Origin of the sequence: Microbacterium binotii (genome assembly GCF_021398715.1) — a bacterium.
In the GTDB taxonomy this organism is placed as follows: domain Bacteria; phylum Actinomycetota; class Actinomycetes; order Actinomycetales; family Microbacteriaceae; genus Microbacterium; species Microbacterium binotii_A.
This window is the reverse complement of the sequence record NZ_CP090347.1, coordinates 809,153-828,374: the sequence shown is the minus strand read 5'-3', so window position 1 is coordinate 828,374 and position 19,222 is coordinate 809,153. Positions and strand designations below refer to the sequence as shown.

14 protein-coding genes are annotated in these 19,222 nt (G+C 68.7%); 4 read left to right on the top strand and 10 right to left on the bottom strand.

What is annotated here, in order from left to right:
• Position 1: 1 nt before the first annotated feature.
• The 5 genes from LXM64_RS04220 to LXM64_RS04200 all read right to left on the bottom strand — a co-directional run bounded on the left by LXM64_RS04220 (position 2) and on the right by LXM64_RS04200 (position 4,550).
• The gene (locus LXM64_RS04220) at positions 2–430 is read right to left on the bottom strand and encodes a molybdenum cofactor biosynthesis protein MoaE (protein ID WP_234075535.1); all 429 of its coding nucleotides are present in this window, start codon (positions 428–430) and stop codon (positions 2–4) included.
• Positions 427–900 (bottom strand): MogA/MoaB family molybdenum cofactor biosynthesis protein, encoded by a 474-nt coding sequence (locus tag LXM64_RS04215; protein WP_234074762.1) that lies wholly within the window; start codon positions 898–900, stop codon positions 427–429. Before LXM64_RS04215 ends, LXM64_RS04220 begins: the two co-directional genes overlap by 4 nt.
• Before the next feature lie 22 nt (positions 901–922).
• Positions 923–2,455 (bottom strand): SDR family oxidoreductase, encoded by a 1,533-nt coding sequence (locus LXM64_RS04210; RefSeq protein WP_234074761.1) that lies wholly within the window; start codon positions 2,453–2,455, stop codon positions 923–925.
• Between the two features lie 67 nt (positions 2,456–2,522).
• On the bottom strand, positions 2,523–3,146 hold the full coding sequence (locus tag LXM64_RS04205; RefSeq protein ID WP_234074760.1) for a phosphatase PAP2 family protein: 624 nt from the start codon (positions 3,144–3,146) through the stop codon (positions 2,523–2,525).
• A gap of 54 nt (positions 3,147–3,200) precedes the next feature.
• Positions 3,201–4,550: a multidrug effflux MFS transporter gene (locus LXM64_RS04200; RefSeq protein WP_234074759.1), complete on the bottom strand. Its 1,350-nt coding sequence runs from the start codon at positions 4,548–4,550 to the stop codon at positions 3,201–3,203.
• 214 nt (positions 4,551–4,764) lie between these two features.
• Here LXM64_RS04200 and LXM64_RS04195 point away from each other — a divergent pair, with 214 nt between their 5' ends.
• The 3 genes from LXM64_RS04195 to LXM64_RS04185 are packed head-to-tail and all read left to right on the top strand — an operon-like array spanning position 4,765 to position 6,575.
• Positions 4,765–5,469, top strand: coding sequence for a DUF3105 domain-containing protein (locus tag LXM64_RS04195; RefSeq protein WP_234074758.1), 705 nt, complete (start codon positions 4,765–4,767; stop codon positions 5,467–5,469).
• 4 nt (positions 5,470–5,473) lie between these two features.
• Positions 5,474–6,127, top strand: coding sequence for a DUF305 domain-containing protein (locus LXM64_RS04190; RefSeq protein WP_234074757.1), 654 nt, complete (start codon positions 5,474–5,476; stop codon positions 6,125–6,127).
• Between the two features lie 25 nt (positions 6,128–6,152).
• On the top strand, positions 6,153–6,575 hold the full coding sequence (locus tag LXM64_RS04185) for a hypothetical protein (RefSeq protein WP_234074756.1): 423 nt from the start codon (positions 6,153–6,155) through the stop codon (positions 6,573–6,575).
• Here the strand turns inward: LXM64_RS04185 and LXM64_RS04180 are convergent.
• The 4 genes from LXM64_RS04180 to LXM64_RS04165 all read right to left on the bottom strand — a co-directional run bounded on the left by LXM64_RS04180 (position 6,530) and on the right by LXM64_RS04165 (position 12,819).
• Positions 6,530–8,995, bottom strand: a complete 2,466-nt coding sequence (locus tag LXM64_RS04180) for an HAD-IC family P-type ATPase (RefSeq protein ID WP_234074755.1) — start codon at positions 8,993–8,995, stop codon at positions 6,530–6,532. The genes LXM64_RS04185 and LXM64_RS04180 overlap by 46 nt on opposite strands.
• Before the next feature lie 87 nt (positions 8,996–9,082).
• The gene (locus LXM64_RS04175) at positions 9,083–10,057 is read right to left on the bottom strand and encodes a carbohydrate ABC transporter permease (protein WP_137417799.1); all 975 of its coding nucleotides are present in this window, start codon (positions 10,055–10,057) and stop codon (positions 9,083–9,085) included.
• Positions 10,054–11,388 carry a carbohydrate ABC transporter permease gene (locus LXM64_RS04170; RefSeq protein WP_234074754.1) on the bottom strand — a complete coding sequence of 445 codons (1,335 nt, stop codon included), beginning with the start codon at positions 11,386–11,388 and terminating at the stop codon, positions 10,054–10,056. Before LXM64_RS04170 ends, LXM64_RS04175 begins: the two co-directional genes overlap by 4 nt.
• A 99-nt stretch (positions 11,389–11,487) precedes the next feature.
• Positions 11,488–12,819, bottom strand: coding sequence for an ABC transporter substrate-binding protein (locus LXM64_RS04165; protein WP_234074753.1), 1,332 nt, complete (start codon positions 12,817–12,819; stop codon positions 11,488–11,490).
• A 281-nt stretch (positions 12,820–13,100) separates the two neighbouring features.
• On the opposite strand from LXM64_RS04165, the gene LXM64_RS04160 reads away from it, so the two are divergent.
• Complete coding sequence (locus LXM64_RS04160; RefSeq protein WP_234074752.1) at positions 13,101–14,132, top strand: LacI family DNA-binding transcriptional regulator; 1,032 nt, start codon at positions 13,101–13,103, stop codon at positions 14,130–14,132.
• 51 nt (positions 14,133–14,183) lie between these two features.
• On the opposite strand, the gene LXM64_RS04155 is transcribed toward LXM64_RS04160, so the two are convergent.
• Positions 14,184–19,067, bottom strand: coding sequence for an ExeM/NucH family extracellular endonuclease (locus LXM64_RS04155; protein ID WP_234074751.1), 4,884 nt, complete (start codon positions 19,065–19,067; stop codon positions 14,184–14,186).
• Positions 19,068–19,222: the final 155 nt, after the last annotated feature.

Genomic DNA, 19,222 nt, shown 5'->3' with positions numbered 1-19,222 from the left:
CTCAGCCGCCCAGGCCCTTCCACGCTGTCGTGCCGTCGGACTCGACCTGGCGTTTCCAGACCGGCAGTTCGCGCTTGATCTGCTCGATCACCTCGCGGCACACGGTGAAGGCCGCATCGCGGTGCCCGGATGCGACGGCGATGACCACCGCCGCGTCGCCGACCTCCAGCCGGCCGATGCGGTGACTGACCGCCACGAGCGCGCCGGTGTCGCCGATGGCCTGCTCGGCGATGCGGTGCAGGAACTGCTCCGCATCCGGGTGGGCCGAGTACTCGAGCGCCACGACCGCGGTCCGCGCATCCGGGTCGTTGTCGCGGACGCGACCCACGAACGTGGTGAGCGCGCCGGATGCGGCGTCGTCCACGGCGGCGAGGTGCGCATCGAGATCGAGGGGCTCGGCACTCACGCGGGCGATGACGACGGGCATCAGTGGTCTCCTCCGGCGAGCTGGTCGATGACGTGATCGGCGACGGCGATGATCAGCGGCATCCCCTCCGCGACCGCGGCCGGCTTCCCCGGCAGGTTGACGATGAAGGCGCCCCGCGCGGTGCCCGCCAGACCGCGGGTGAGCAGCGCCGCGGGCTTGCTCTGACCACCGCGCCGTCGCAGCTCCTCCGCGATGCCGGGCAGCTCCCGCTCGATGACGCGTGCGCTCCCCTCGGGCGTCTGGTCCCGGGGCGAGACGCCCGTGCCTCCCGAGGTGACGATCAGCCGGGCGCCGTCGTCGAGCGCCGCGTGCAGGGCGCGCTCGACGCTGTCGGCGCCGTCCGCGACGACGCGAGCCGGTGGGCACTCCCACCCTGCGGCCCGCAGGTGCTCGACCGCGACGGGTCCGGATGCATCCTCGCGCTCGCCCGCGGCGGACCGATCGGACACGGTGATGACAGCCGCCAGACGCATACCGGTCAGCCTACGACCCGCGTCAGAGCTCGCGCGCTTCGGCGGCCGCGATGATGTGCTCGGCCATGCCGCGGAAGACGAAGCCGTGGAACGGCAGGACCGCGAACCAGTACAGCCGGCCGCTGAGTCCGCGCGGGAAGAACACGGCCCGCTGGTCGTAGCGCGAGCCGTTCGGCTCGGGCGTCACGGAAAGCTCGAGCCAGGCGAGACCCGGTACCTTCATCTCGGCACGCAGCCGCAGCATCCGTCCGGGCTCCACCGCCTCGACGCGCCAGAAGTCGATCGCATCTCCGACGGCGACGCGGGTGCGGCTGCGTCGGCCGCGGCGCAGACCCACGCCGCCCACCGCGCGGTCCATCCACCCGCGCACGGCCCAGAGGATCGGCGTGGAGTACCAGCCGTTCTCGCCGCCGATACCTGCCACGACGCTCCAGAGATCCTCCGGGGACGCGGTCGTCACGGCGCTGCGCGCATCGGTGTAGACCGTCCGCCCCGCCCACTCGGGGTCGCTCGGCAGCGGGTCGCTGGGGACCCCGGAGACCTCGGCGTCCTGCCAACTCGTCTCGATGTCGTCGGCGTCCACGCGCCCCAGCGCGAGCTGCACGGCGCGCCGGTACGAGGTCAGACCGCCCTCCGGCGGCGGGATGACCTCGTCGATCGAGCGGTCTTTGATGACGCACTCGTTCTGCAGCGAGGCGATGAGCGGTCGCGCGATGGAACGAGGCACCGGGGTGACGACGTTGACCCAGTGCGAGGCGAGTCCCGGCGTCAGCACCGGCAAAGGGGCGATGGGGCGTTGCGGGAGGCCCGCCTCCACGGCGTAGCCGTTCATCATCTGGCCGTAGCGGGGCGCGTCCGGCCCGCCGATGTCGAAAGCCCGGTCGACCTCGGGGGCGAGACGCGCCGCCCCCAGCAGGTAGTACAGCACGTCGCGCACCGCGATCGGCTGCACGCGGTTGCGCACCCACTTCGGCGCCGGCATGTACGGCAGCACCTCGGTGAGGTGGCGGATCATCTCGAAGGATGCGGAACCCGAGCCGATGACGATGCCGGCCTGGAGCACCGCGGTCGGAACCGGGCTGTCGAGGAACACCTCGCCGACCTCCACCCGGCTCGCGAGGTGCGGCGACAGCGGCACGCCCTCGGGATGCAGCGCACCCAGGTAGACAAGGCGTGAGACGGATGCGGCGGCCGCCGCATCCGCGACCGTGCGCGCGGCGACGAGGTCGGTGTCCTCGAACCCCTTGCCCTGCCCCATCGAGTGCACGAGGTAGTACACGACGTCGACCCCGTCACAGGCCTCGGCCATGGCTTCGGCGTCGGTGACGGAGCCCTCGACGATCTCCACGTCGCTCCCCCACGGCAGGGCCCGCACGCGCTCGGCGTCACGGGAGAGCACACGCACCCGATAGCCCGCGGCCAGCAGGCGCGGGGTGAGCCGTCCGCCGATGTATCCGGTGGCGCCCAGCACCAGCACGAGCGGCGCCGAGCCGTCCTCGCGGTTCTGGGCGCGAAGGGCGGGCTCGTGCCCGGTGGGCGAGGAGAGCGTCGTCATGCTGCGAGGGTAAGCCCGCCGCCCGCGGCGGGAGGCGGCTCTTGACAGGTCGAGCGCAGACGCCGCCTCAGCGGCGCTCGGGTTCGAGGCGGCGACCGAGGAGCGCGACGCACACCAGCGCGACGCCCACGCCGACGGCGATGCCGCCGATCGCATCGGTGAGCCAGTGCGCGTGCAGGTAGGTGCGGCTGAACGCCATGAGCAGCACCCACGCGGCGGCGACGATGATCGTCCACACCCGTGGCAGCAGCACGACGAGCATGGCCGCCACCGTGGCGGCGTTCGCGACATGGCCCGACGGATACGAACCGAAGTCGCTCAGCACCGACATGTCGGCGGGACGCCCCCGCGCGAACACGTTCTTCAGGATCTGCACGACCAGCGCGCTCGCCGCGATCGCGATCACGAGCGTCGCGGCGGACCAGGGACGTCTCGCCAGCATCAGGATCGTCACGCCGACCACGGGCACGACGAGCGAACCGACGAGCGTTCCGCCGGCGACGTTGAGAAACAGTGAGAGCTGTGTCAGAAACGGCGAGGCGGACGCGGCGAGCAGGTCGTTCCAGGCGGTGTCGATGGCGAACGGCGCGTCACCGCTCAGCGCGATCCACACCCCGATCGCCACCCCGATCGCGACGAGTCCTCCCCCGACCCACAGGATGCCACGGGGAGAGGCGCTGGGCTGGTTCATCGCGTCAGTCTGGCACGCGCATCCGGGATCCGCGGAGTGGGTCGCGATGGTGTATCAGGGCGCGAGCTGGGCGACCGAGCGCGGCCGCACGATGAACCAGAGCGACAGCGCGGCGATCACGCCACAGCCGACCATCACCGAGGCCATGGTCGTGGGCGAGATGGGCGCCCCGTGCGAGAGTCCGCCCACGAGCGGGGAGATGATGCCCGCGACGCCGAAGTTCGTGGCTCCGATGATGGACTGCGCGGTTCCCGCAGCGTTGCCATGCCGGTCGAGCGCCAGCACCTGCACGCACGGGAAGGTGAATCCGCACGTGGTCATGAACAGGAACAGCGGCACGACGGTGCCCCACACGCCCAGGTGCAGTTGATCGCCGACGATGATGGCGGCACCGGTCAGCACGAGAGCCGACGTCGAGAACGCCAGAACCCACTGCGGTCCGAAGCGGGCGGCGAGCCGGGATGCGGTCTGCACACCGATCACGAGGCCGACCGAGTTGGCGGCGAACAGGAGGCCGTACTGCTGCGCGTCGAAGCCGTAACTCTGCTGGAAGAGGAACGAGGACGCCGACAGGTAGGAGAACAGCCCGCTGAAGGTCATGCCGCCGATGATCAGCACGCCCACGAAGACGCGGTCGCTGAAGACGCTCCGGTAGCGCTGCCAGATCGTCGTCGAGCCCCGCTCCTGACGGCGGGCGCGCGGGAGGGTCTCGGGGATGAAGATGAGCGCGGAGACCAGCATGACCACGCCGTAGACGGCGAGGACGACGAAGATCCCGCGCCACGGCATGACCTGCAGCAGCCAGGAGCCGACGAGCGGCGCCAGCACCGGCGCCACGCCGGAGACGAGGGCGAGCCGCGAGAGCATGACCACGAGTCGACGTCCGCCGAACAGGTCGCGCACGATCGCCGCCGCGACGACACCGCCGGCCGCGGCGCCCGCGCCCATGAGCACGCGGGTCACGCCCAGGCTCACGAGATCCGGGGCGAAGGCGGCGGCCGCACTCGCCACGATGTGAAGACCGGTCACGATCAGCAGCGGGACGCGGCGCCCCAGCTTGTCGCTCAGAGGTCCGACGACGAGCTGGCCCAGGGCGAATCCGATGGTCGTGCCCGTCAGGGTCAACTGGATCATCGCCGCGGTCGTGTCGAAGTCCGCCTCGAGGATGGGGAACGCCGGGAGGTACAGGTCGATCGTGAACGGTCCGAGCGCGGTGAGCGCGCCCAGCAACACGATGTACAGCACGCGACGCCACGTGGGCATGGCATCGCCGGGGTGCAGCACGATGGGGGCGGTCGCCGGGTTCGAGCCGAGCGTGCGGATCGCGCCCGTGGCCGGGCGCGGCACGCGCACCGAACCGGTGGCGGTGGTCTCGTTGCGGTCGGGAGCGGGGACGTCAGACAAAGGGGTACCAGTTCGCAAGAGAGGGTGGCGCCGAGCGGCGGGCGGCACTCGAAACGATTCGAGCGGCAGACCGATTCTATCCGAGCTCCTCCGACACCGGCCCGGATGACTTCCCAGCCCATACACGATGCGTTCGCATAGAATCCCCCCGGGCCGGCAGCACGGCCCCTGTCCCGCCCTTCCGTGCCCCCACTCACCCGAGGACGTACATCACATGACCCCGACGCCCGACAAGCGCCAGAGCGGCAATCCCGCGACGCAGGCGAAGATCGCCAGCTCCCAGAAGCAGGAGCGCGAGCAGCGCCGCCAGGAGAAGCTCGCCGAGTACCAGCGCCAGCTCGCCAAGCGTCGGCGCAGCAAGCTCGTGTGGTGGGTCGTCGGCTCGGGTGCAGCGGTCGTCGTCGTCGCGCTCGTGGTCGCCTCGATCGTCTTCACGCCGAAGCCGGTCACCTACGGCGCCCAGGACTCCACGGGCGCCGTCATCGACGGCGTCGAGACCTTCTCCAACACCACGAATCACGTCGAGGGCCCGGTCGAGTACCCGCAGACCCCGCCGGCGGGCGGCGAGCACAACCCGATCTGGCTCAACTGCGGGATCTACACCGAGCCCGTCCCGAACGAGAACGCCGTGCACTCGATGGAGCACGGCGCCGTCTGGGTCACCTACGACCCGGCGCGGGTGGGCGACGACGAGCTCGCGACCCTGAAGAGCTACTTCCCGCAGACGTACACGCTGCTCTCGCCGTACGATGGCCTCGACTCCCCCATCGTGCTGAGCGCATGGAACGCGCAGCTCAAGCTCGACACGGCCGACGACACCCGCATCCCGGAGTTCTTCGAGGAGTACTGGCGCAGCCAGAACGCGCCCGAGCCGAACGCCGTCTGCAGCGGCGGCGTCGACGCCCCCGGCCGTCAGTGACCCGATGACCGAACGCACCGAGCGCCGACCGGCCCGATGGATCGCCATCGGGCTGGTCGCGCTCGCCGTTATCGCGGTCGGCTTCGCGATCGGACGCTTCTCGCTCTTCAGCAACGGCCCCGCCGTACCCAACGCCGCCGACATCGGCTTCGCCCGCGACATGCAGGTGCACCACGACCAGGCCGTCGAGATGGCGATGATCGCCTACCGCGGCACGGACGATGACATCGTGAAGGCGCTCTCGTACGACATCGCCACCGGTCAGGCGTCGCAGAACGGCTGGATGTTCGAGTGGCTCACCGAGTGGGGCGTGCCGCAGCAGGGCACTCTCATGAGCTGGATGGACGACACCGACGGTCATGGCTCGCACGGTACCGCAGCCGACGCCGACCCGGCCGAGGTACGCGCCTCGATGGGGATGGCCACCGATGCGGAGCTGGCCGAACTCCGCAGCGCGACCGGCACGGCGCTGGACTGCCAGTTCCTGACGCTCATGATCCGTCACCACGAGGGCGCCATCCCGATGGCCGATGCCGTGCTCGAGCGCGGCAGCATCCCCAGGGTGCTCCAGGTCGCGGAGACGATGAAGGTCAACCAGACCGCGGAGATCGACGCGATGCGCGCCTCGCAGGCGCGGCTGGGCTGCTCGGTCGGCTGAGCCGGGCGGCCGCTATGGTGGTCGCGTGAACCAGCACCACGTCCGCCGCCCCGTCGCGGTGACCCTCGCGGTCGTGCTGGTCTCCCTCACCGGTGCCTACAACGTCGTGCTCGGCATCCTCGTGCTGCTGAGCCGGTACGACGTCGCCGCCGCCGACGTGCTGGCCGTCTCGCTCATCGGCGCGGGCATCATCCTGTTCGGGCTCCTGACGCTCGCGGTCGCCTCGGGAATCGCACGGGGCAGTCGACTGTCCCGGCTGCTCGTGACCGTCTACATCGGCATCCAGCTCACGCTGCACGTGATCACCATCGTCACCAGCGACACCTGGGACGGCCTGCTCTTCGTGCAGATCGCCCTGCAGATCGCTCTTCTCGTCGTCCTGTGGACGCCGCCGGGCTCGCGCTACTTCCGCTCGCGGGAGACCGCGCCGGACCCCTTCGCCCCCTGAGAGCGGGCGAGCGAGGCGCGAACGTACCGCACGTGGAACACGCGCACGATCTCGATCGCGCCGATGGCGCCGATCACGAACAGGGTCAGGGCGTACGCGCCCTCGCGGCCGGGATCGACGAGCTGGAAGAACTCGATCGACAACGGCACCGTGAACAGCGTGATCAGCGCGAGGAACATGACACCGATCACGATCACTTTGAAGCGGTTGAGCGGACGCGACAGGATGGACAGGATCCAGATGCCGACGACGGCGAGGATGATGGTCGAGCCCGTGCGCAGCTGGTCCTCCCCGACCCCGATCGAACGTGCGACGAGCGCGTATCCGGTGAGCGTGAGCGCCACGATGAGCCCTGAGGGCAGGGCGAAGGCGAGTGAGCGCGGCAGGAAGCCCGGGATGTATCGCCGGGCGTTCGGCATGAGCGCGAGGAAGAACGCGGGGATGCCGATGGTCAGCCCGTCGGTGATGGACAGCTGGCGCGGCAGGAACGGGAACGACAGGACGAGCGTGCCGAACAGGATGGCAAGTGCCGTCGCGTAGGCGGTCTTGGTGAGGAACAGCATCGAGACGCGCTCGATGTTCGCGATGACCTGACGCCCCTCGGCGACGACGTCGGGCAGGTGCGAGAACCTGCCGTCCAGCAGCACGAGGCGCGCGACGGCCTTGGTCGCTGCGGCGCCGGAGTTCATCGCGATCCCCATGTCGGCGCTCTTGATGGCGAGCGCGTCGTTGACGCCGTCTCCCGTCATCGCGACGGTGTGCCCGCGGCTCTGCAGGGCGAGCACCATCGCCTTCTTCTGCTCGGGGGTGACCCGCCCGAACACGGTGTTCGACTCGAGGACCTCTGCCAGCGCCTCCTGATCCTCGGGAAGCGCACGCGCGTCGTATCCCTCGACGACATCGAGCCCCACATCGCGGGCGATGGCGGCGACCGTGCGCGGGTTGTCACCCGAGATGATGCGCACGCCGACACCCTGCGCGTGGAAGTACGAGAGCGTCTGCGCCGCATCCGCACGCACGCGCTCCCGGAACGTGACGACCGCGACGGGGCGGAGCGGAGCCGGAAGCCGCTCCTCCGCCACGTCCCGGTCGTCGAGTTCGACCGGCGCCTGCGCCAGCACGAGCGTGCGCAGTCCCCGCGAGGCGAGTCCGGTGACGAGCGCGCCGAGGACGGATGCGGCATCGGTCGCCTCCTCGGGAAACACCATCTCGGGCGCGCCCAGCACCCAGGTCGCCCCCGCCAGCGAGACCGCGCTCCACTTGCGGGCGGACGAGAACCCGATCCGAGCGGTCGGCGGAGTGTCCGGCGCGTTCGGATACGGCTCGCGCAGACACCGCGCCGTCGCGTTGGCATCGGGGGCCGCGCCGTACCACGCGAGCGCGCTCTCCCAGCCCTCCGCCGCATCCGGCAGCGGATGAGCGGCGTCGAAGGTGATCTCACCCTCGGTCAGCGTGCCGGTCTTGTCGAGGCAGATGACGTCGACCCTCGCGAGTCCCTCGACGGCCGGCAGCTCGTTGACGAGCACCTGTTTGGCGGCGAGTTTCGCCGCCCCGACGGCGAACGCGATGGAGGTCATGAGCACGAGGCCCAACGGGATCATCGCCGTGAGCGAGGCGATCGTGTTGACGACCGCCTGCTCCCAGCGGCCCTCCGAGAAGATCACCGTCCAGCCGCCCGCGACCATGACCTGCGCGTTGAGCACGAGCAGCCCGATGGGTCCGATCCCCCAGCTCACCCACCTCAGGACGCGGTCGATGCTGGTGCGAAGCTCGCTGCGCACCATCGAGAAGCGCTTGGCCTCGGATTGGAAGCGATTCGCGTACGAGTCGGCCCCGACCTTGTCGACCCGCGCGTCGCCCTCGCCGCCCACGACGATCGACCCCGAGAGCACCTCGTCGCCGGGGCGCTTGTCAACCGCATCCGACTCGCCGGTCAGCATCGACTCGTCGACCTGCAGCGCCACGGAGCGCTCGAGCACAGCGTCCGCAGCGATCTGATCGCCCGCTCGCAGCACGAGCACGTCGCCGAGCACGACCTCCGCCGGCGCGATCTCCACCTCGCGACCGTCGCGTCGCACGCGGGCGCGCGGCGCGTTCAGCAGGGCGAGACGGTCGAGGGCGAGTTTGGCGCGGAACTCCTGCACCGTGCCGATGATCGCGTTGGCGAAAGCGGCCAGGCCGAACAGGGCGTCCTGCCATCGGCCCACCAGCAGAAGGACGAGGAAGCACGCCCCGACGATGCCGTTGAACAGAGTGAACACGTTGGCGCGCACGATGTTCCAGACGCTGCGCGACGTGTCGGCGTCGACCGAGTTGCCGAGACCCGCGGCGAGACGCCGGGCAGCCTCTTCCGCGTCGAGGCCGGTGTCCGGATCGGCGATCGAGAGTGCCTGCTCGGATGGGCCCGCCCCCTGGTGCATGCGCTCACCCTATCCGCCTGCCGCGCGAACGCATCAGGGGACCGCATCCTCTCGGATGCGGTCCCCTGATCTGCGTCGCGGGGGGCGTCAGCCCTTCGTCGCGCCGGCCAGCAGGCCGCGCACGAAGAACCGCTGCAGAGCGAAGAACACGATCAGCGGGACGATGATCGAGATGAACGTACCCGCCGACTGGAGATACCAGCGGTCGCCCCAGGATCCGGACAGCGAGTTCAACGTCTGCGTCAACGGCAGCGATGAGCTCGGCGCGAAGATCGTGGCCACCAGCAGGTCGTTCCACACCCACAGGAACTGGAAGATCGCGAACGACGCGATGGCCGGCATCGCCAGGGGCAGGATCATCCGGAAGAAGATCTGCCCGTGACCGGCGCCGTCGACGCGTGCCGCCTCGATGACCTCGCTCGGGATCTCCGAGATGAAGTTGTGCAGCAGGAAGATCGCCAGCGGCATGGCGAAGATCGCGTGGGCGATCCACACCGTCGCGAAGCTGTGCTCCACTCCGCGCAGCTCGAAGCCGGGGAAGACGGCGACACCGTTGATCTCGAGGCCGCGCGAGAACAGGCTGAGCAGCGGCACGAGGGCCATCTGGATCGGCACGATCTGCAATGCGAACACGAAGATGAACAGGCCGTTCTTGCCCTTGAAGTCGATCCAGGCGAACGCGTACGCCGCCAGCGATGCCAACGCGATCGGGATGGCGGTGGCGGGGATGGCGATGGCGAGCGAGTTGAGGAACGACTCCCCCAGCGTCAACGCGGTGCCACCGGAGGTGAGCGCGTCGAAGTAGTTGTCGAGCGTGAACGCGGGGTCGACGAAGACCGTCCACCATCCGCTCGTCTGGGAGTCGGCACCGGGGCGGAACGAGGTGACGAAGAGGCTGAAGGTCGGGATGGTCCAGAAGATCGCGATGATGATCGCGATCAGCGTGGCCGTCTTCGACGTCATCCGCTTCTGCGCCGTCTTCTCGTTGCGGCGGGTGTCGCGCGCGACCTTGCGCGCAGCCTTGGCGTCGAACGCCGGCGTGGTCGGGGCGGCGGCGCTCATCGGATCTCCTTCTGCTTGCGCATCTGACGCGCGTTGTAGATGATCAGCGGCAGCACGAACAGGAAGAGCACGACGGCCAGTGCCGACGAGTGCCCGTAGCTCTGGAACCGCTGCTGCTGGTTGACCATCTCGAAGCCCAGCACCGAGGTGTTCGACCGACCACCGGTCATGACGGCGACGATGTCGTAGACCTTGAGCGAGGCGATCGTGATCGTCGTGAGCACGACGATCAGCGAGGAGCGGATGCCCGGAACGGTCACGTTCGTGAACCGCTGCCAGGCCGAGGCGCCGTCGAGCTGCGCGGCCTCCAGCTGCTCCGTCGGGATCGCCTTGATGGCGGCCGAGAGGATGACCATCGCGAAGCCGGTCTGCGTCCACACGAACACGGCCAGCAGCGCGAAGGTGTTGACGAGCGGCTGCGCGTCCAGCCAGCCGACGGGCTGTCCGCCGAACATGGTCACGATCGCGTTGAGCAGACCGATCTGCTCGCCCTGGCGGTAGTCGTAGACGAACTTCCAGATGATGCCGGCGCCGACGAACGAGATCGCGACCGGCATGAACACGAGCACCTTCAGGATCTTCTCGCCTCGCGCGCGGTCGATGAACGCCGCATAGGCGAGTCCGATGATGGTCGACAGCGTCGGGGCGAACAGTGCCCAGATGACCGTGTTGATGACCGACCAGAAGCCCTCGGGGTTCGTGAAGGTCCAGATGTAGTTCTCGAGGCCGACGAAGTTGTCACCCGTCTTGTCGAAGAACGACTGGAAGAAGGTCGAGATCGCCGGATAGATGAGTCCCAGCAGGAGCAGCAGCATCGCCGGTGCCAGGAACACGACGAGCTGGAACACGTATCCCGAGCCTTCGCGGGATCGATAGTCGGCGAAGAAGAGCAGGGCGCCCACGCCCAGGGCGATGGCGAGGACGTAGACGAGCGCGTTCTGGTAGGGGCGAAGCAGCATGAAGGCGAGCAGCGGAATCGCGAAGCACGCGACGACGCGGAGCCACATGTAGCCGCGACCGCGTCGGGGCGCGAACTCGATGAGCAGCAGCACGAGTCCGACCACGGCGCCGAACACGATCAGCACGATGGGGATCTGCACGATGGGGTTCAGCCCACCCAGCCAGATGAAGAAGCTGTTGAGCGAGAAACCGAGCGAAGTCGGCGGCGCGTCGTCAACCTGCGGGCTCAGCCACAGCAGAAGCGCGGCGATGACGACGAGAGCCGCGGCGGCGATGGCGATGATCGTCGCGATCTTGCGCGCGCGGGGCGATTTCGGAGGCTGGAGCTCGTCATGGAAGACGAGCGGCTCCGTCGTTTTCGTCTGGGACATCTGGGTCCTTGTCCTCCTGGCGGCCGCCCGCGGGCGGGGCCGCGGGGCCGCCCGGCACAAGAGCCGGACGACCCCGCGGTCGCGAGCGAGCCGACGGGATTAGTTGTCGTATCCCGCCTGGATGTCGCTGAGTACCTGGTCGACCGGACGGCCGTCGATCCAGTTGACCATGCCCTTCCAGAACGAGCCCTGACCCACGGTGGCCGGCATCAGGTCGGAGGCGTCGAAGCGGACGACCGTGGACGGGTCCTGCAGCGTCTTCATGGCGTCCGTCAGGAACTCGCTCGAGGCGAGCGACGGGTCGGCGCCCTTGTTGGCGGAGATGACGCCGCCGAGCTTGACGCGAGCGTCGGCGAACTCGGGAGTCGACATGTACTCCACGACCTTCTGGACGGCCTCGTCGTCGCTGAACGCCGTCACGAACTCGCCGCCGGCCTCGACGTACTGCTCACCATCGGCGGTGATGCCGGGCAGCAGGAACGCGTAGACGTCACCGTCGGGGGCGACGGTGGGCGTGGCACCGGAGGCGGTCTTGGCCTCGAGGAAGTTCGCCGAAAGGAACGACGCCTGGTGCGTCAGAGCGCAACGACCGTCGGCGACCGCGGCCGCGACGTCACCGAAAGCGGTGGAGTTGATGCTCTTGACGTCGCCGTAGCCCGCGTTCACGTAGTCCGGGTTCAGCAGGATCTTGCCGACGGCGTCGAATGCGTCCTTGATCTGCGGGTCGGTGAACTTGACCTCGTTGGCGACCCACTGGTCGTACACGTCGGCACCGGACTGGCGCAGCACGAGGTCCTCGATCCAGTCCGTACCGGGCCAGCCGGATGCGGCGTCGGACGCGAAGCCCGCGCACCACGGGGCGGCGCCGGTCTTGTCGCGGATGGTCTGGGTGAGCGTCAGCAGGTCGTCCCACGTCTTGGGAGCCTCGACACCCCACTCCTTGAAGCTGGCGGGCGAGTACCAGACGTAGCCCTTCACGTTGCCGAGCATCGGCGCCGCGTAGAACTTGCCGTCGAGGCTGCCGTAGTTCTTCCAGTCTGCGGACCAGTACTCGTCGACGTTCTTGGAAACGGCGTCGGAGCCCTCCTTCACCTCACCGGTCTCGATGAGGGACTTGAGCAGACCCGGCTGTGGGACGATCGCGATGTCGGGGGCCGAGCCACCCGTCACCTTCGTCACGATGTTGCCCTCGAAGCTCTTGTCACCCGTGTAGACGACCTTGATGCCCGTGTCGGCGGTGAACTGCTCGAAGGACTTGTTGAGCGCGTCCGCCTCGCCGCCGGTGATACCGCCGGCGATCTGGACCGTCGCGCCCTCGACCGAGCCGCCACCCTGGGACGAACTGGTCTCGGCACAGCCTGCGAGCGCAAGGCCGGCGACTCCCAACAGAGCCATCGGGACAAGCACCCGACGTCGCTGTGACCTGGTCATGTGATTCCTCCTCTTTGAGCACGCAGGAGCATCTTGCCCCGCGTATCGGCTTCACTCAGGAACCGATTCCACGCCACCGTAATCCAATCCCGCATCCGACACAACAGCGAACGATCACAACTCGATAACCTGCTATGGGAGCGCTCCCGAATAGGCCGAGCGGGGTGATGGGAGCGCTCCCGTAGCATCTGTTCCATGTGGAACCGGTTCCCTATCGGTGAAGATATCGCCTACCATGTGGAGCGTCCCCACATCACCCGTCGAGGAAGAGGGTGGCTCTCATGAGCGGAATTGCCGACGTCGCGCGTCAGGCCGGTGTTTCCAAGTCCACGGCGTCACGCGCGCTCAGCGGTTCCGGCTACGTTTCTCAGGAGACGAGAGACCGGGTCACTCGTGCTGCCGAGATGCTGGGCTATGTCCCGTCGACCAACGCGCAGAGCCTGTCGACCGGGCGCACCCAGAACATCGGCGTGGTCATGCCCTACGTCAACCGGTGGTTCTTCGCCGAGGTGCTGGAGGGCATCCAGGCCTCACTTCTCGAACGAGGGTTGGATCTCACCCTCTACGACGCCAAACCGGGCAGCGACACCCGCGAGCGCATCTTCGAGAGCTTCCTGACGCGCAAGCGGTTCGACGGGCTCATCGCGGTCGGGCTGGAGCCCGAGGAGAACGAGCTGGACAGCATGCTCGCCCTCGGAAAACCCGTCGTGAGCGTCGTCGGCAACCACGAGCGCACCAGTGTCGTGACCCTTGACGACGCGCTGACCGCCCGGCGCGCCACCGAGCACCTGATCGAGCTCGGGCACCGCCGTATCGCCTTCCTCGGTGCGGGCTCGCGCACCCGCTGGCCGCACGTGGAGTCGTCGCGACTCGACGGCTACATGCAGTCCATGGCGGATGCGGGGTTGGCGGAAGAAGCGACCCACACGGAATCTGAACTGACGCTGCCCGCCGGCTACGACGCCGCGGTCGAACTGCTCAGCGACGCGCGCACCCGCCCCACGGCGATCGTCGCCGCCTGCGACGAGGTCGCCATCGGCGCCATCATCGCGGCCAGGCGTCTCGGCCTGCATGTTCCGGCTGCGCTGAGCGTCATCGGCATCGACGATCACGAGTTCGCCGAGATGTTCGCGCTGACGACCTTCCGCCAGGTGCCGCGGGAACAGGGCGCCGCGGCCGTCGAACTGCTCATGCGGCAGATCCAGGACCCGACGCTCGCTCCCGTCATCCAGCGCCTCAAGCCGCGACTGCTCGTGCGCAGCTCCACCGGCCCGCTGCGCTCGGATCGGGCCACGGCCGACGCCACGGTGTGAACGAGGGCGCCGGCGCCGAAGCGCCGACGCCCTCGCGTCATCCGTCGTCGATCAGCTGCGTCGACGCACCGGCACCGCGCGTCCGACGATACCGAGCGCGAGCAGCAGCGATGCGGCGAGCAGTGCACCCGCGATCCACTGCGTCTCGGCACCGGTCGCGGCCAGCGATCCCGGCCTGGGAGCGATGGAGACCGCCTGCCAGCCGATGACCTGACCGTTCGCGTCGAGCACCACGAGCCGGTGATCGCCGGTGAGGTCGGCGGGCAGGGTGACCGTGACGTTGCCCGCCGCATCGACCTGGTGCCACCCACCGAGCTGACGCGGGCTGGAGTACAGCCAGACCGTCACCCAGTCGCCCGCGTACTGCGCGCCGACGTGGATCGTGATCGTGGCCCCGGCGCGCAGCTCGCCCGCGATGACCTTGATGAGGTCCTGCAGTGCGGGCACGAGCTGGCTCTGGTCCACGGGCTGCGGCGTCGTGGTCGGCGGGGTGGCGGAGGTCACCTTCAGCGGGAGGCGGAGTTCCGTGCCCGTCTGCGGCGCCTGGAGGACGATCGTACTGTCCGCCGGAGCGTCGGCGGGCACCGTGAAGGTGACCGTCGCCGCTCCGGATGTGACGGTGACCGGATCGATGACGGCCGTGCTGCCCTCGATGCTCACCAGCAGAGAGGTCGTCTCCGGGCTTCCGAGCGAGGTGAGGTTCAGCCCGCCCACCTGGAACGAGACCTGCGCGCCCGGCGCGACGGATGCCGGGAGCCCCGTCACCTCGGCGCTGCGCGTGGCGTAGCTCGGGGAGACCGGGCTGTTCGCCGTGAGGTACGAGATCCACGCATCCCGGTCGATGAGACCGGAGTCGCGCGTGTCGGTTCCCTCCGCAAAGGTGCGGAAGTTGTCGCCGCCGGTCAGCAGGAAGTTGAACGAGCCGATCCGGTACGAACCCTTCGGATCGATCGGCTTCCCGTCGATCCAGACGCCCGTGATGTGCGATCCCTGCGGCGCATCCGCGTCGAAGGTGTAGGTCACGTTCTTCGAGAGACCGAGGGCGAGGTAGGGCCGCGACGGGATCGTCCCGTCGGCGTTCGTCTGCCACTGCTCCTCGAGCACCTGCGTGAACTGCTCCCCCGTGAGGGTCGTCGTCCAGAGGTTGTTCACGAACGGCAGGACCGCGTTCGCCTCGGCGAACGTGATGACCCCATCGTCGCCGCGCAGCAGCTCGGCACGGAGACCACCGGGGTTCACCACGCCGATCTCTGCGCCACCGCGAAGCGGGTCGGAGAGCGTCGCGACGAGCGAGTCGGCGACGAGGTTGCCGAGCGTCGACTGCGCGGCGCGGTTGTCACGCGTGCCGCCGGCGTAGACGCCGTCCGTGTAGGCACCACCAGCGAACGCGCTGGTGATGTCGGCGGTCACCGAACCGATCGGCTTGTCACCGACCACCTTTGCGCGGGCGAGGGCTCCGTCCACGATCTCCTTGACCGCGGCGACTCGCGGGAACGCGGCGACGAGCTGCGCGTCATCCGCCTTGGTCCGCTCGACGTTCTCCGCCTCGTAGGAGACGATGTCGCCGCTGTCCGCGTCGACGTTCAGCACGACGTGTCCGATGTTCTCGCCGTAGCTTCCGGTCTGGACCACGGGACGGGTCTTTCCGGGCTCGCCGGGGATCGGAGCATCCCACGCGTACTTCTTGTGTGTGTGGCCCGTGAAGATTGCGTCGACGGATGCCGACGTCTTCTGCACGATGTCGGCGAACGCCTTGCCGTCCGCAATCTCGTCGGCCAGGCTCGCCTCCTCGGCCTCCCCCGCTGCGGCGCCCTCGTGGTACTCGGCCACGATCACGTCGATGTCGCCTTCGGCCTCGAGCTTCGCCGCGACGCGGTTGACCGCATCCACCGGGTCTCCGAACTCGATGTCCGTGATCCCTGCCGGCGTCACGAGCGTCGGCGTCTCCTCGGTCACCGCTCCGATGACCGCGACCGTGAGTCCGTCGACCTCGAAGGTGGCGTACTCCGGCAGAGCCGGAGTGTCCGTGCCCTTCTTGTAGACGTTCGCACCCAGGTACGTGAAGTCGGCTGCGGGCTGCACGCGACCTGTCAGATCGGCGAACCCCTTGTCGAACTCGTGGTTCCCGACGGTCGACGCCTTCAGCCCGAGGGCGTTGAGCACATCGATCGTGGGTTGGTCGTCCTCGAACGAGGACGCGAACAGGGAGGCGCCGATGTTGTCACCGCTCGAGAGGAACAGCGTGTTGTCGTCGCCGTACTCGGCGCGCAGCTGCTCCACCGTCCCGGCGAACTTCACCGTGTTGGCGTCGATGCGACCGTGGAAGTCGTTGATGTTGAGCAGGTTGATCGGCACCGTCGGGTTCCACGCGACGCCGACCACGACGGGGTCGTGGTCGCTCGACCGGTAGGGCGAGACCTCGTAGAAGTTCGTCGCGTTGTAGTTGTATCGGCTGTACTCGAGCGCGATCGACTCCCCCGCGTTGATGTTCCACACATCGACGCCGGTGACCATCTTGGCCGCGGCGGGCGAGGCGAGCACGTGGTCGAGCGAGCCGCTCGCACCGTCGAAGGAGTACGTGTGCTTGCCCGTGCGCGATCCGAGGTCCGTGTACCCGGCCGCGTAGAAGACCTGCATGGGGTCTTCCTGCGTGTACGAGTTGAAGTCTCCGAGCAGGAACACGCGGTCGGTCCCGGCAGCAGCCTTCCGCTCGTCGGCGAAGTCCACGAGCGCCTGCGCCTGGCGCACCCGGTCGCCGTTGTAGGCGCCCTGCGGCCCGTTGGCGTTGTCACCCGTGGCCGGGTTGTCGCGGTTGTCGCCCTTCGACTTGAAGTGGTTCACGATCGCCAGGAAGGCGGCATCCGTCTCACCCTTGGGTGCGAACGCCTGAGCGAGCGGGCGTCGCGCGTTGACGAAGGCGGCATCGAGATCGATGACGGAGTCGCCGACCGGCGACACCGCATCCGCCTTGTAGATGAACGCGGTGCGGATGACGTCCTCACCGGCGGGCACCTGGGTGGGCGAGGGCACATAGGCCCACTCGTCCTTGCCGAGGTCGGCATTCAGCGCGTCGACGAGAGTCGACAGGGCCGCATCGCGGTTCTCGCCGAAGGCCGCCGAGTTCTCGATCTCCTCGAGCGAGACGACCTCGGTGCCGAGGTTGTTGATCGCGTCGACGATCTTGTCCTGTTGACGCTTCAGGCTCACATCAGTGGCCGCACCGCGCGGGCCGTTGTTCGGGCACTGGTTCGCCGTTATGGGGTTTCCGTCGCGGTCGGTGTAGACCGACGTGCAGCCCACATCCGCAGCGGTGGTCGTGAAGTAGTTCAGCACGTTGAAGCTGGCGATCGAGATGTCTCCGCCGACCGCGTCGGGTGCGGATGCGGCGCGCGCCGATCCGATGGTGACGGGCAGCGGGTCGCCGGCCTTGACCTGCGTGGTCGGCTGCACCTTCCAGGCGCCGTTGCGGTAGTCCAGGATCACCGGCTGAGTGAACGACACTGCGCCGCCCACCGTGACATCGACGTCGGTCAAGTACGGCAGCGGGATCGCCTTGTTGGTCGAGCCGCCGAGGAAGTTGATCGATGCGCCGTCGTCGAGAACGACACCGCGCGCGGCGTTGTCGGCGACGACATCCGCGTACTCCTGCGTGTCCACACGCGCGACATCCGTCGGCGTGATGAGCGGCGTGTCGCCGGAGGCGAGTCCGATCTCGGCGTACTGGTTCGTCGTGTACGTGTTGCTCACCGTGAACTGACCCTGGGGCGCCACCAGCATGCTCTCGAACTTCTCGCGGTCCGCAGGGGCGATGGGCCAGGCGAGGGGCACCGGGGTGACGGCCGCGACCTGCTCGTCGATCGTGGTGACCGAGCCGGCCGAGACGTTGAGCTGAGTGAGTGTCTGGGGGTCGCCCGCGACGCTCGAGTACTCGCCGGCCACGCCGGTCACCTCGACGTAGGCGCCCATCGGGGCCTTCGCGGCGAGGGCCGCTCCCGCCTGCCCGGTTCCTCCGTAGACGAAGAGTGCGTCGGATGCGGTGTGAGAAGCATCCACCGCGCCGCCGGTGCCGGGGGTCTGGATGGTGAAGCCGTTGAAGCCGCCCTCCGCGTAGGCGCCGGTGACGATGCCGCGCGTGGTGACCGTCTGGCCGAGCAGGGGCGTCGCGTCGCCGGTGCCCTGGATCTCGGCGATCGTCCTGGTCGCGGGGGTTCCGGGGTCGGTGCCGGGATCCGGGTCCGTGCCGGGATCCGGGTCGGTGCCCGGGTCGGGGTCGGTGCCCGACTTCGCGGATGCCTGCGGCGTGATCTGCGGGGGGTGGCTGAAGTCTCCCGCGTTGTCGTCCGTGTCGACGAAGTTCGTGCGGGCGAGCGAGTTGGGGACGCTGTTCGCACCGGTGACCGGGACCACACTCGTCTCGAACGTCTTGGATGCGCCGTAACCGAGGAGATCGACGACGTGCTGCTGCTCGACGACGGATCCGGTGGGAAGCGTGAGCGCCTGCGTGGTGTCCGCGAGGTAGAGCGTGCCCGTCGTGCCGGAGGCGTTGAAGCCCTTGTCGAACGACAGGTCCGGGGTGACGGGGAGCGCGGCGCCCACGGCGCCGTTGCCGTTCCACGCGATCAGGTAGTAGTCATCGGGCTCGATGACGCCGCTCAGCGGCTCGGTGACGGAAGGGCCCCCGGTTCCATCGGCGGAACGGTATTGGAGCGACCAGCCGTCCAGGCTCTGCGCGGTCTCGCCGGCGTTGTACAGCTCGACGAACTTCTTGTTGAACGGAGCGTTGGCGCTTCCGCCCTTGAGGTAGACCTCGTTGATGATGACATCGGCGGGCTCGGCGGCGACGGCGACGGCGGGCACGAACATGCCCGCGACGACCGCGGTTCCGATCCCGAAGGCGAGCGCCGCGAACGGACGCCTCGACTGGGAGGGGGACATGGATCTCCTGAGTTTCTGCTGGGGGACACCAGGAGACTACGAAGAGAGACCCCTTCCGCGGCTTACGAGAAGATGACGGTTCGATGAGATTGCTCTCATCCGGACGTGCTACGCGCGGACGCACGAAGGCCCCGGATGCGGCGAACCGCGTCCGG